The 12,820-nt window shown below is 67.2% G+C and carries 10 protein-coding genes and 3 pseudogenes; 6 read left to right on the top strand and 7 right to left on the bottom strand.

The features are described from left to right. Nucleotides 1–845 (top strand): hypothetical protein (locus AB0D08_RS38105; protein ID WP_359894931.1); only part of this gene is annotated, 845 nt, incomplete at its 5' end. A gap of 285 nt (nt 846–1,130) precedes the next feature. Here AB0D08_RS38105 and AB0D08_RS38100 read toward each other — a convergent pair. The 3 genes and pseudogenes from AB0D08_RS38100 to AB0D08_RS38090 form a co-directional block, all read right to left on the bottom strand. Next, a pseudogene (locus tag AB0D08_RS38100) lies at nt 1,131–1,373 on the bottom strand (IS630 family transposase); the annotation flags it as partial. Between the two features lie 60 nt (nt 1,374–1,433). Then, entirely contained in the window at nt 1,434–1,790 is a 357-nt protein-coding gene (locus AB0D08_RS38095) for a hypothetical protein (RefSeq protein WP_359894930.1), read from the bottom strand. A 191-nt stretch (nt 1,791–1,981) separates the two neighbouring features. Next, nucleotides 1,982–2,206: pseudogene (locus AB0D08_RS38090) on the bottom strand (IS3 family transposase); the annotation flags it as partial. Between the two features lie 239 nt (nt 2,207–2,445). Here AB0D08_RS38090 and AB0D08_RS38085 point away from each other — a divergent pair. Next, nucleotides 2,446–3,024: pseudogene (locus AB0D08_RS38085) on the top strand (IS3 family transposase); the annotation flags it as partial. A 217-nt stretch (nt 3,025–3,241) separates the two neighbouring features. Here the strand turns inward: AB0D08_RS38085 and AB0D08_RS38080 are convergent. Both AB0D08_RS38080 and AB0D08_RS38075 read right to left on the bottom strand, forming a co-directional pair. After that, on the bottom strand, nt 3,242–3,931 hold the full coding sequence (locus AB0D08_RS38080) for a hypothetical protein (protein WP_033822059.1): 690 nt from the start codon (nt 3,929–3,931) through the stop codon (nt 3,242–3,244). Between the two features lie 89 nt (nt 3,932–4,020). After that, a complete protein-coding gene (locus AB0D08_RS38075; protein WP_033822058.1) occupies nt 4,021–4,479 on the bottom strand; it encodes a YbhB/YbcL family Raf kinase inhibitor-like protein in 459 nt (152 codons plus the stop codon). A 226-nt stretch (nt 4,480–4,705) separates the two neighbouring features. Here AB0D08_RS38075 and AB0D08_RS38070 point away from each other — a divergent pair, with 226 nt between their 5' ends. From AB0D08_RS38070 to AB0D08_RS38060, 3 genes are all read left to right on the top strand, one after another. Beyond that, nucleotides 4,706–6,193 (top strand): MFS transporter, encoded by a 1,488-nt coding sequence (locus tag AB0D08_RS38070; RefSeq protein WP_051813092.1) that lies wholly within the window; start codon nt 4,706–4,708, stop codon nt 6,191–6,193. A gap of 316 nt (nt 6,194–6,509) precedes the next feature. Beyond that, nucleotides 6,510–7,364: a phosphatase PAP2 family protein gene (locus tag AB0D08_RS38065; protein ID WP_359894927.1), complete on the top strand. Its 855-nt coding sequence runs from the start codon at nt 6,510–6,512 to the stop codon at nt 7,362–7,364. A 119-nt stretch (nt 7,365–7,483) separates the two neighbouring features. Next, a complete protein-coding gene (locus AB0D08_RS38060; RefSeq protein ID WP_359894926.1) occupies nt 7,484–7,900 on the top strand; it encodes a hypothetical protein in 417 nt (138 codons plus the stop codon). A 13-nt stretch (nt 7,901–7,913) separates the two neighbouring features. On the opposite strand, the gene AB0D08_RS38055 is transcribed toward AB0D08_RS38060, so the two are convergent. Then, on the bottom strand, nt 7,914–9,023 hold the full coding sequence (locus AB0D08_RS38055) for a family 16 glycosylhydrolase (protein WP_233289185.1): 1,110 nt from the start codon (nt 9,021–9,023) through the stop codon (nt 7,914–7,916). Nucleotides 9,024–9,979: 956 nt separating this feature from the next. On the opposite strand from AB0D08_RS38055, the gene AB0D08_RS38050 reads away from it, so the two are divergent. Continuing rightward, nucleotides 9,980–11,359, top strand: a complete 1,380-nt coding sequence (locus tag AB0D08_RS38050) for an ATP-binding protein (protein WP_158515563.1) — start codon at nt 9,980–9,982, stop codon at nt 11,357–11,359. A 553-nt stretch (nt 11,360–11,912) separates the two neighbouring features. On the opposite strand, the gene AB0D08_RS38045 is transcribed toward AB0D08_RS38050, so the two are convergent. Next, on the bottom strand, nt 11,913–12,820 hold a 908-nt coding region (locus AB0D08_RS38045), incomplete at its 5' end, for a hypothetical protein (RefSeq protein ID WP_359894923.1).

The following is a 12,820-nucleotide window of genomic DNA, read 5'->3' as shown; positions in this document are numbered from 1 at the left end:
CCGGCACCTTCACCACCCGCGACCCCGCCCCCGTCTTCTACCGCCACAGCGCCTTCGGCGCCGACCCCATCAACCACACCGACCCCACCGGCAACGGGAAAAACAAAGTTAAAAAGAGCAAGAAAAATAGCAAGAAAAATCACCCCAAGAAGACCATCAAAAAGGATGGATCGGGTAGCAAGGGGATCGGTAAGAATAGCGGCGACTCCAATGTCGATGCCGTAACTGTCGATACAGTAGAACCACCGGCAAAAATTCAAACCATCTTCGAGTCCGGCGAGGCGTCCCGGGCGCAACTGGCAAATCTAATTTCGCCGGCAGGGAAGTTTATCGCTACTGAGTCGAAGGTACCCATGGCAACCGTGCAGGACGCATGGACTGTGGCTCGCACAGTCCAGCAGAAGTCTGCCGGTATCTATAAGTGGGATATTGGGATCTGCGCGGTGACAACAATGTGCCTCAACTCTGCCACCGTTCTACAGAAGCCCTTGGTCCCCCTGGGTAACGCTCGCAGTTTCGCATGGAAGGAAGATCTGAGTCGCACCCTTTACGGCAACCATAGAGACCTAACTGGAGAGGAAAGGATCGGCGCGCTTAAATCCATGCTGGATTCCGACACCGGGGATCCGCGAGCCTGGAACATGCTCTGGGAAGATAGGGAGCGACGGGGCGGCCACGTGACCAGCTTTGTCGTAAATAACAAAGAAGTCTGGCATTTTGACCCGAACCACAGCTCCCCCATGAATCTCACCCAAGGCCCCGACGAGAATTATATAAACCTGGAGAAAACGTATCCGCGCATGTCCATCGTTGATGTAGGATCCATCAAGATTCCGTTCCAGTAGCAGTGCATCTCTTGCAAGGTCGATGCGATCCCGAGTTGTTCATCTGGACACGACCTCTGGGGCTTGTCTGACAATTCCCACCGGGCGCGCGACGCTCCCCCAGCCTTCGGCCGGGAGGTGCCCCAGCCTGGACGCACCGGCGAAACGTCCAAGTACGTCCAGTACGAGGACGCTTCGCCGGCACGCCCAGCCGGGCGCCCACCGCCGCGCGCTGATCCGACGCGAATTGCCAGACACGGCCTAGTGTTGTGAGTCAGGAATTCTCTTCAAATATCCTGCGAGGCGTTAGAGGATCTGGTCGGCAGTCTTGGTCCAGACGTAGGGCTTCGAGTCGGTGTTCCAGGTCGCGATCCAGTCGCGAATGTCGGATTCGAGGGCCTGGACGGACTTGTGGACGCCGCGTCGTATCTGTTTGTTCGTCAGTTCGGCGAACGAGCGCTCGGCGAGGTTGAGCCAGGACGATCCGGTCGGGGTGAAGTGCAGGTGGAAGCGGGGATGCGCGACCAGCCAGGTCTTAATCGCGGGTGAAGTTTCCCCGTGATCTCGGACACTCGTTCTTACGCGGCGAGGGTGTGTCGTTGTCGGGTTTCATGCGGGGTCAGGTAGCCCCGGCTTGGGTGTTTGCGTAGTCGGCGGTGGGTTGTGGAAGGTCTCGATGAAGGAGAAGACCTCGGCGCGGGCGGTGGCCCGGTCGGGCCGGGTTCGGGTCCCGATCTCGGCTTTCGGGACCGCCCAGAGGCTCTCGGCTGCGGCGTTGTCGTGGCACGAGCCGGTACGCCCGGTGCTCGCTCTCATCCCCAAGTTGCTTGTATAGGTCCGGAATTGACTGGAGGTGTGTTCGCCACCACGGTCGCTGTGTGCGATGCGGCCCGGTTCCGGGCGGGCACGTCCGTGGGCCGTGTGCAGTGCGTCGATGACCAGGTCGGCGCGGTGGTGGTCGGCCATCGCGTAGCCGACCGCCTCGCGGGTGGCCGGGTCCAGCAGGCCAGATAGAGCCGGCCCTCGTCGGTGGGCAGGTAGGTGATGTCTCCGACCAGTCGCGTTCCGGGTCGCGCCGCGGTGAAGTCGCGGCCGATCAGGTCCGGCACGGGCCGGGCCTGCTTGTCCGGTCGGGTCGGCGAGTGGCGCCGGCGGCGGGTGATCCCGGCGATGCCGCGTTCACGCATCAGCCGCCCGACCCGCTTGTGGTTCACCCCGTTGCCCGGCCGCCGCAGCTCGGCATGCACGCGCGGGACGCCGTAGGCGCCCCTGGAGGCGAGGTGGACCACCGTGATCCCGTGGGCGAGCGCGTCACCGGCCAGAAGGCGCGCGCTCCGCGCCTTCTGCCCGTCGGCCCAGGCACAGAAGGAGGAGCAGGGCACGCCGAAGACGCGGCACGGCAACGTGACCGGGTAGGTGGCCTTCTCCGCCGCGATGAACCGGTGGACCCCGCCCACCGGTCGCTCTCCCACGCGAAGAAGGCCACGCTTTTTCAGGACCTCGACGGTCTTCTGCTGTTCGAGGTTCTGCCGACGCAGGCGACGGAGCTCCTCGTGCTCGGCGCCGGTCAGCCCGCCCGGATAGCCTTCACCACGGTCAACCCTGTCCTGCTCGACCCAGCTCCGCAGGCCCCACCAGGTCGCGGGCCACCTCGGTGACCGTCTTGCCGGAGGACCGGGCCGCGGGCGGGCCCGATATCCGGTGGGTCGGGGACATCACGTATCTGCCAGTTGGCGGCTCGTGGATGTACCTGGCCACCGTCATCGACCTGTACTCACGCCGGCTCGTGGGCTGGTCGATGGCCGACCACATGCGCACCCAGCTGGTCGCCGACGCCTTGGAGGCCGCGATGGCGACCCGCGGCGGCCTGGTCGACGGCGTGATCTTCCACTCGGACAGGGGCGCCCAATACGGCTCGGCCGAGTTCGCTGAACTCTGCCGGCGCCACGGGATCCGGCGGAGCATGGGGAAGATCGGTTCCAGCTACGACAACGCCGCCGCAGAGAGCTTCTTCGGTTCCCTGAAGCGGGAGTTGATGCACGGAGCCCGCTGGGCCAACCAGCATCAGGCGAGGCTGGACGTGTTCCGCTGGGTCTCCTTCTACAACCTCCGCCGTCGCCACTCCACGCTCGGCTACCTCAGCCCGGTCCAGTTCGAACAGCAGACAGCGATGTCCCATAAGATCACCCTCGCCGCATGAAACTCCGGTGTCCACGTCCCGGGGGCAGGCTCAATGCGTGCCGGACCTCAGGTCCCGGAAGTCGCGCCGGCGGAAGCCCTTCGGCGCCATTGCGGCCCCGGTACACGCAGATCGTGTAGACCAGACAGGACCGCTCACCTGCTGCAGCAGATCGTGCCAGCCATGGGGACCCGTCCGCGCACGCGGACGGACCACCGGTGTGTGCCCGATGTGGTTCTCAGACCCTGACACGCGGCGGTGTCATCGACTGCCCGGCCTCGGCCTCGAAGACCACCCGGGCCCGCGACCCGCCGCAGTGCTCTCCTACCAGGTGAGGGCGTACCCCCCTCTCCCAACCGGGAGCCGTTAGAAGCGATTCCCAAACCGACGGCCACCCGGTCCGGTGGGCCGCTGCACAGTGAATTCCGGTCCCGGTCCCGGCGCCAGTGCCGGCCCCGGTGCCGCCCCGGCACCGACCAGCCGGCCAGCGGTGCCACGCGTCGCGTTCCGGCCGCGGTGGTGACGGTCGGGATCCGATGGACACCTTCACGCCGTCCCCGTTGCCATCGGTTACGTGGCGGAGCTGTCCATCTGTGCCCGAGGTGCCCTCTCCGGCACCAGTCAGCAGGGCTGTCACCGGCATGGTGCCGAGGCGGGCCATCATCCCGTGCACCATGGACCCCATCGCGGCGAGGAAGACCAGCGTCATGAGCAGGGTCAGGGCGACGGGGAACAGACCGGCCACCATTTCGCCGGTCCAGAAGGCGAGCGCGTTGACCGCAGCGGCCACGACCAGTCCGGTGGTCCGCTGCCTGCGCGGTCCGCCCTTGTTGGTGAACGCCGCCACGTACGCGCCCAGGCATGCCAGTGCGCCCGCCGAGGTGTCACCGGTTACCACGCCCATCAGGAGGGGAAGGCCGACAGCCATCCCGTTGATCAGTCCGGTGAGGGCCGCAGGCCGGCCCCCGGGTACCGGTTCGAAGAGAACGGACAGGCCGCCCCGGCCCCGGCGGCCGGTCAACCTCGCTGGTACCGGCCCATCAGCACGGCTCTTTCGAGGACATGGCCCTCCACTGCGTGCTCCAGCTCCGCACGCCCCGCGGAGGGCTGCAGGTTCAGGGCGGTGTCGAGCGCGTAGAGGGTGAAGAAGTAGCGGTGCGGACCGTCACCGGGGTGCGGGGCGGGACCGATCCAGGTGTTGGTTCCCCGAGTGGTGGCTCCCACTACCCCTACCTGCCCGTCTTCCTGAAACATCTGGCGCTGATCCGCCGGGATGCGCCACACCACCCAGTGGTCGAAATTTCCGTCCGGCCGCCGGTCGCGCGGTACATCGGGGTCGTGCACCACCAGTGCCAGACTGACCGCCCCTGCGGGCACCGCTTCGAACTCCAGCGGCACCGGGTACTCGCCGCCGTCGACGGAATGCTCGGCAGGAATCCAGTCTCCTTCGGAGAAGGCCGGGCTCGCGATCCTCATGTCGCCACGCTCTCCCACGCCAGGCCGAAGCCTGCTGTGGCGCGCCAGACGACCTGCGCTCTGATCGCCCGTTCCGCTGCAGGTCGAGGCATCTGGGCGGGGCACCACGGGGCCGGTCGTCGGTGTGATCGGTGGATGGGCGCGAGCGGGGGGTGGGTGATGCTGATGCCGGCACCGGGATGGCCGCCGCCGTCCTGCCTACCACCGGCCGAGAAGGAACCCTTACATGAGCACCACCCACCTCGCGGGCTCCGCTGCCCGCCGCGGCGGCAGCATGCCCTTGATCCTCGCCCTGGGTCTGGCAGCGATGGTCGTCTCGATGGCCCAGACCCAGGTCGTCCCCATCCTCTCCCTGCTCGCACACGACCTGCACAGCACCAGTGCCGGCGTCAGCTGGGTGACCACCGCCACGCTGCTCTCCGCCGCGGTCTTCACTCCCCTGCTGGCCCGCATCGGCGACCTGTACGGCAAGAAACTCACGCTGATCGCGGTCTTCGTGGTGATGATCGCAGGGTCCCTGCTCGCGGCGACGACCTCCTCCCTCGCGTTGCTGATCGTCGGCCGGGCACTTCAGGGCTCTGCCACCGCAATCTTCCCGCTGGCTCTGTCGATCATCCGTGACCAGGTTCCGCAGCAGAGGCTTCCCGGGGCGATGGCCCTGGTCAGCAGCACTCTCGCGTTCGGCTCCGGGCTCTCCCTGGTGACCACCGGCCTGCTCACCCAGGGCGCCTCCCCCGATTACCACTCGGTCTTCTGGGCCTCCACCGGCCTGTCCGTACTTGCCCTCGCCGCCCTCGTGTTCCTGGTGCCCGGCCGCGGCGCCGCGGCCGGAGGCCGGATCGACCTGCCGGGCGCCCTCACCCTGGCCGGCTTCCTGGTTCTCCTGCTGCTCGGCATATCCCAGGGACACCAGTGGGGCTGGACCTCGAACCGGACACTCGGCTGCCTCGCGGGCTCTGTCGTGGTCGCCGCGCTGTGGGTCCTGGTCGAACGCAGGGTCACGGCGCCGCTGGTGGACCTGAAGATGTTCACCAACCGGCAGGTCGCCTTCACCAACCTGATCGGGCTGCTCGTCGGCTTCGCCATGTTCGCGCAGTTCATCGGCATCTCCTATCTGGTACAGATCCCGCATGCACTGACCGGCTACGGCTTCAGCGCCTCCGTACTGCGGGCCTCCGTCGAGTACCTGCTGCCGGGCTCCCTCATCGGCCTGGTCGCGGCTCCCGTCGGCGGCATCCTGGTCCGCAGGATCAGTGCCCGCCTCACGCTCGTCCTCGGCGCGCTGATCGGCGCCGCGGGCTTCGCCTGGCTGGCGTTCGCCCACCATTCCAGCGCCGGGATCATCGTGGCGGGCCTGCTCACGGGCTCCTCGATCGCCCTCGGCTACGCCGCGATGCCCGCGCTGATCGCAGCCAGTGTGCCGCTGAACCAGACCGGCATCGCCAACGGCATCAACTCCATCTCCCGGTCGGTCGGCAGCTCGATCGCTTCGGCAGTCGTCACCTCCTTGCTGGCCTCCAAGCTGATCCAGGGCCTGCCAGCCGGTGTGCCGCCGCTGCCGCAACAGGGCCAGTTCACCCTCACCTTCGTGATCGGCATGATCGTGATGCTGCTGACCGTGCCGGCCGCCGCCATCGGTCTCACCCGTTCCAAGGCGCCCGGCTCATCGGCCGCTGACGTCGGGGTCGGTCAGCCGGTTCCCGTCCGCCGGTAGGTGTGAAACCGCTCCCGGCCGCATCCCGGCCCGAATCGGATCGAACGGTCCACCGGCACGGTCGGCAACGGTTCTGTTCCGCCACGCCGTCCGGCGCCGGACCGGGACCCGGCGGTACGCGGTCCCCGCCGACCGCCCGGCCGGACGTTACCGGCCACCATCGGCGGATCACCACGTTCGGATGGAAAGCCGTCACACGCCCACCAGCCTCGGCTCGGCCCCACCGGGTACATCGCCGCGGCAGCGAGCAGCAGGAGCCCCCTTCCATGACCCACCAGGCCACTGCCGGCACCCTCGCGGACCCCGGGGTCCAGCGGTGACGGCCCGACGGACCAGCACTGCGCGCCGTCACCGCTGGACGCGTGAACTCCTCCTCGTCGCGGTGCTCTACCTCGTCTACGACAGCAGCAGGTTCCTGGTGCGGGGGGACCTTCAAGCGGCCCGGCACAACGCCGCACGGCTGCTGGACGCGGAACGGTGGCTGCACCTGAGTCCCGAACTCTGGCTGAACACCAAGTTCTCCCGCCACCCGTCACTCGGGGTGTTCGGCGATTTCAGCTACGCCTCGCTGCACTATCTGGTCACGCCGGCCGTGCTGATCTGGCTCTGGCGCGCCCGTCCCGCCGTCTACCGTCGGGCCCGCACCTGGCTGGCCCTCACCACCGTGTTCGCCCTGGCCGGATTCATCCTCTATCCCGTCGCACCGCCCAGGTTGATGCCTAGCGTCTACGGATTCACCGACACCATGGCCGCGCACGCAGGCATCGGCTGGTGGAGTGGTGATGCCAGCGCCCCGAAGGGACTGGGCTCGCTGACCAACCAGTTCGCCGCTATGCCGAGCCTGCATGTCGGCTGGGCCCTCTGGTGCGGGCTGATCCTGGTACGCCACGCGCAGGATCCGTCCGTCCGCACGCTGGGCGTGCTCTACCCTCCCATGATCGCCGTCGTGGTGATGGGTACCGGCAACCATTACTTCGCGGACGTTCTCGCCGGCGCCGCGGTGACCGTCCTGTGTGCAGTCCTCACCGGGCCGCTGCTGCGCGCCCGGGACCGGCTGTTCCCCGGCAACGGCGCCGCATCCGCCCTCCCACCCCAGCCCCGACGCCACCCCGCGGCCGACAGCGCCGAGCTGCCGAAGGCCGCTATACGCGGTACGCCGGATCGCCGGTGAACCGCCCGACCACGGCGGACGAGCAGGCAGCGGACGGACACACGGCGGCCCCTCTCCCACCCGCCGGCCTCCCCCGGCCCACCCCCACGTCGGCCCCGCAGGAGCGGCGGCGTCGCCACGTGGTCGAATTCCTCTCGCCGGCCGCACTGGTGCTGGTCCCGTGGACCGTGCATCTGGGACTGACTCTGCCCTCGAGCTATCACGTCCACGCATGGCGGGTCGCCTGGGTCGGGTTCGACGTGCTGCTGCTGGCCGCCCTGGCCCTCACGGCCTTCCTCGCACACCGCCGCCGGCCGCCGGTGATTCCCGCAGTGGCCGCCGCCGTGATGCTCGTCTGCGACGCGTGGTTCGACGTATCCCTCGCCCTCGGCGCACCCGGCTTCTGGGCCGCCCTGGCGTCAGCCGTCTTCGTGGAACTCCCGCTGGCCGGTTATCTCCTGCACCGTGCCACGCTCGCCTGCCGCCGGCCCGGGAACTCGGGGTCGTCCCCACCGACGGCAACGGCGTCACCTGCCCCGGAGCCGCCCGGAGTCTGATGGGAGCCCTGTATCAGCGGTAGACCCGGATGTAGTCCGCGGCGAACGTGATCGGCGCGGTGCCGGTGGGCGCCGGGTGGTACTGGCCGGCGCTCAGCGACAGGTTGAGGATCAGGTACGCGGACCAGTCGGCGCCGACGCCGGTGTTGTCGGAGAACACCTTCACACCGTTGACGTACCAGTCGACCGAGTCGGCGCCGTAGTAGGTACCGATGGCGACCCAGGTGTCCTTGGCGACGGCGTTGGCGTCGGTGTAGTACTTCGAACCCGGATCGACGAAGTTGGTCAGCTCCAGCAGGTTCGGGTTGTCGGGGTGGTACTCGAAGGAGTCGATCTCCCCGTTGCCGTTCTTCCAGGTCCACAGCGCCGGCCAGGCCCCGCTGCCGGACGGCAGCTTCACCAGGGTCTCGGCGTAGTCGCCGGTCCTCACCTGGAAGCCCTCGCCGGAGTACTCGGTGGTGAGCAGCCCGGTGTCCCAGGACTGCCTGCCGTTCTCCAGCTTGTTGGCGCCCGGCTTGGCGGTGAAGGTGGCGACGCCGCCGGAGACGCTGACCCCGTCCTTGCTCAGCCAGTCGAGCTTGTTGTCGTCCGGGTTGTGGTTGCCGTACTTGTACGAGCTGCTCTTGTCGGTGGTCCAGCGGGTGGTGTTGAGGCTGTCGAACTCGTCGGACCAGGTCAGCGCCTTGCCGGGGACGGGCGAGCCGGCGCCGGGCGCCGGGACGGGGGTGGGCGCCGGGGTCGGCGCGGAGGTGGAGCCCGGGTCAGGAGTACCCGGCTCCGCAGGCCGGGCGACATGGGAACCAGGAACGGGCGCCACCAGAGGCGCGACGATCAGAGGCCGGGACGGCAGGTTGTGCCACACACCCGCGAGGTCCTGCCAAAAGCCGAACTCGGTGTAGATACCACCCGGCAGGGTACGGGCGGCGCTGGTGAAGGTGACACCGCCCGGGCAGATCTGCACGTTGGAGGCGTTCCCTGGGAAGTCCAGGTTGTGTCCGGCCGCGTCACGGACGCCGACGCCGAGCGTCCGGGCGGTGAAGCAGCCGGAGGAGTGCACCGTGAGGCTCGCCTTGGTGGATACGTCGGCCGATGCGAAGAACGGCGACAGGGCGTCCTGCGTCACCGTCGTGCCTGTGGCCCTCGGGTATCCGACCGGCGGGGCAGCCGCGAACACGGCGGCTCCTACGGCCACGGGAAGAACTGCGGCAGCGGAGGCTATTCGCACAGCTACTCCTTCACGCACCGCCTGAGCAGTGCTTCTCACTGGCGCGATCCAAGGCCAGGCACGTACGCAGCGTCATGGTCCGAGCAGTCAAACCATGCCAGGGCTGCCGTGCGAACCGCTTTCAGTGGCTTCCCGTGGACGGCCGTCCGACGCCGCGTGCCTGGTCCCTGGCGGGCACAGCCCCAGGCCAGTCATACAACGCTGACGATAACCTTGCCGTTCTTGCCAGCAGGCAGGCCCTCCACCGAACGCTCCGCTCCAGAGCCCTGCCATCCCGGATCCGCGAGAGTGTCGGGCATCCTCGCCCCTGCGGGTGGGTCCGCCGGTTGACGCCGAATGGGTGACTGAGGCGCACAGCCAGCGGACAGGGACCCGCTCCCGTCCGCAGCCGTGTACGTGTGCGTGTGCGTGTCCGGAAGAACAACACCGATCGCGCCGGTTGCCGCCCGGAAGTCCATGGCTCGTTCGAACGCTTCGCCGAACGGTGGAAGCGGCCATCCAGCGGGCAGGGCATCCTGACAGAGCCACCCCCGCAGCGGCGATGGCGGGGACCACCGCACCACCCACCCCCCGCCATCGCCGCTCCCCCTTCGTCCGGTGGAGGCCGGGAGGCCGCTGCCCGCTCTCCGGCCACGGTGCTTCCCGGCGATGGCCGCACCTCTCCGGGGCTCCGCAGCACACTCACCGTGACCGCCGGGCGTACCGGGGCCGGCCCGTGCGCTGCCCTGCCCGGGCTAGGGGCCGGTTCGGCGGGGCAGTCAGCCTGTAGCACACTGGCAATGGAGCGAACCGGTCGAAGGACGGCTCGGCCCCGCCTTTCTGGTCACAGAATGCACACGGTCAGGTGGAAGCTGATGGAAAGCAGCCAAGCGAACCAAGTGATCCCCGCCGCGCAGTCTGCAGAGGAGTCCGTTGAGGCGGACTGGCAGCAGACCGGATTCCGGGGTCCGGATCACTGGCGCCTGTCGCCTCGGAGACTGCACGGCTACCTGCGTCCTGAGCAGCCCGTACTGCCCGATCTTGACGCGGGGCGAGCCATCGAGCGGGTCTACGCGGCCCATCAGGCGAAATCGGCCCGGGTCCAGTCGGTCCTGCGGCTGGCATACATCACCTTGATGACCATGGATCTCGCGCTCTTCCCCCCCAGGGAGCACGTGACCGCCGCGATCGCGTTGGCCGCATGCTACGTGGTGTGGGGCGCGGTGATGCTCATCGGCGCCTGGCGGAATGAACTCGGGGGATGGGCGGCATGGAGTGTCCTAGGGGTGGACCTGCCCGTGCTGACCGCAATCCTGATCGTCGCCGGCACTTTCACCGACTCGAAGTGGTCATCGCCGTTCTCCGGGGACGTGTACGTCCTGATGCCGATCCTCGCCTCCTTCCAGCTGCGCCCACGTCTCACAGCCATCACCGGAGCAGCTGCTACCTGCACCTATGCCTTGGCCTCGGGCATCGGGCATTCGCATGCCGGTCCGGACCTCCACTACACGCTGGTGCACGCGGTTCTCATCGCGGTGGTCAGCACGGCGGGCGTCCTGCTCTCCTGGATCCAACAGTCACGGGTGGGAATGATCGCTGATCTCGCCCATCACCGTTCATGGCTGGTGGCGAACAACGTCGCCGCCGGTGAGCGTGACCGACGCCAGTTGTCCGAAGCCCTGCATGACGGACCGCTGCAGAACGTCCTGGTCGCCCGGCAAGACATAGCGGAGGTCCCCGGCTGCGAGGCTTTGGAACGGGCGGACAACGCCCTGAAGGCAACGGCCGCGCAGCTTCGCTCACAGGTCACCGAGCTGCATCCGGCTGTCCTGGAACACGGTGGGCTGGAACAGGCGCTGCACGGACTCGCCGAGCGGGCCGGGAAGCGCAGTGGTTTCGCGGTCAAGGTCCGTTGCGATCGGCGTACCCTCGGCTCCTCGATGAACGAACTGCTCTACAACTGCAGTCGCGAGCTGATCGCCAACATCGCGAAGCATGCCCACGCTACGACCGTCCAGATCGATCTGATCACCTTGCCGGACCGCGTCCACCTGACGATCGCCGACAACGGAGTGGGCATACCCGACGGATCCCTGCATTCCAAAGCGGCTCAGGGGCACATCGGACTGGCTTCTCAGCGTATTCGGATCAGCGACGCGGGCGGCACACTAGAACTCCGCCCGAACGTTCCGTCCGGAACGCTCGCCGAGATCTCCGTCCCGTTCTCGGGCGGAGCTTCGAGTGAAGGCCTGTAGTCCGTGGTGCCGGGTCGCCGACGCGAGATCCAGCTCGACAGCTCGCGCCGGCGACCCGGCAGACTACTGCACGCTCGTCGGCTGCGGACCGTGGAGGCTGCGGGCGGGAGCGACAGCGAGTGCTGCGGGCCCGTGGCCGATCGGGACGACGGCAGCGGCCCAAGGCCCCACCGCGGCCACAACTCCTCCAGCTCCCGGCGACCGTGGGCGCTGAGCCCCGCAACCGCCCGGTCCACCGGTTCCCGCAGCCCCGCACCGTGTCCCACCACGGCGCGAGCGTCCCAGACACCACCGACACCTGCCGGGGGTATGGCAGGAACTGCAGGGGGATGGCCGGGTCACGGACACCGTCGTCGAACACGAGCGCGCTTGAATTCAAGCGCTCGTGTTCGATTTCGGTCCGGCCGGTCGGTCAAACCCGCAGCACACTGCAATAGTGAAGCTCCGACCGATGGCACGTTTAGTAAGATCATCACACTCTCAGCAAGGGATTTCACCTCCCCACCTGTCCCGACCAGGACATTTCACGTTCCCGATACGGGACGGAAGGCGCTCAGGCGTCGCCATAGATAATATCGACCGTCCTTTTGTCGACATTGCCCATCGCGTGATATTTGACTTCAAATTTCAGCACATTCGCAAGCTCCATGTTCCTCCGATCTATCAAGATCGATATGAACTCATTATTTTGAACCATCGGCCATGACATCTGCCCCACCGATAGCAGCCCTGGAGTGTCACGGTTCATTGTCGAATTGGGCTGAAATTCCGTCCCCGGGCCGTCGTACTTCCATTGGCGCGGGTTATTTTTGACAAGGGAAACCAGGCGGGTGCGCTCGCTGGCTGCAAGCTGAGCGGGGGCCGGCACCTGACCCATGGAAGCCGTGGGTCCGAAGGACATGTAGCCCGGCACGGTGCTCTTCACTTCAAAGTTCTTACTGAGAGCCTCCCTTATGCCCCAGCTCGCTTTTGCAAACCGCACCATTCTGAAGTCAGCAGGATTCCGATGGGGCGGAATGGCATAAGTGGTGAAGACTGGGACATCCACGGTCGGCCGGAATTTTTTGCCATTTTCATTAAGATGGTTTGGAACGTCAGTGACCTGCACCGGGGAGACAACAAGATTGGCGCCAACTGTCTGTGGTCGGGCAGCCTTGGCGGTGAGCAGGGTCTCCTCGTGGGCGTTAAGGGTCAGATCTGCCCGAGGCAGACTTCTCGGGGGCTGGGGGACTTCGCTGCGTATCGCCAGGAGTCGTTTTACCAGCTGGCGCTCCTCAGCCCGCCCTGACTGGGCCGGGGTCTCATAGATGTCTCCGAGGCGCATTTTCTGTCGCTTCTGCATGAGGTCGGCAGCGCTGATTCGAATGTTGCCGGTGGGGTCGGTGTGGTTGATGGGGTCGGCGCCGAAGGCGCTGTGGCGGTAGAAGACGGGGGCGGGGTCGCGGGTGGTGAAGGTGCCGG

The organism is Kitasatospora sp. NPDC048540 (assembly GCF_040651175.1).
Classification (GTDB): Bacteria; Actinomycetota; Actinomycetes; order Streptomycetales; family Streptomycetaceae; genus Kitasatospora.
Note: the sequence above shows the minus strand (reverse complement) of the source record. Positions and strands in the feature narration are given on the sequence as shown.

Coding starts and splice junctions, on each gene's coding strand:
- AB0D08_RS38095 (WP_359894930.1), bottom strand. CDS start 1,790: ATGGCCGACCACCACCGCGCCGACCTGGTCATCGACGCACTGCACACG.
- AB0D08_RS38080 (WP_033822059.1), bottom strand. CDS start 3,931: ATGGCTGTCGGCCTTCCCCTCCTGATGGGCGTGGTAACCGGTGACACC.
- AB0D08_RS38075 (WP_033822058.1), bottom strand. CDS start 4,479: ATGAGGATCGCGAGCCCGGCCTTCTCCGAAGGAGACTGGATTCCTGCC.
- AB0D08_RS38070 (WP_051813092.1), top strand. CDS start 4,706: ATGAGCACCACCCACCTCGCGGGCTCCGCTGCCCGCCGCGGCGGCAGC.
- AB0D08_RS38050 (WP_158515563.1), top strand. CDS start 9,980: ATGGAAAGCAGCCAAGCGAACCAAGTGATCCCCGCCGCGCAGTCTGCA.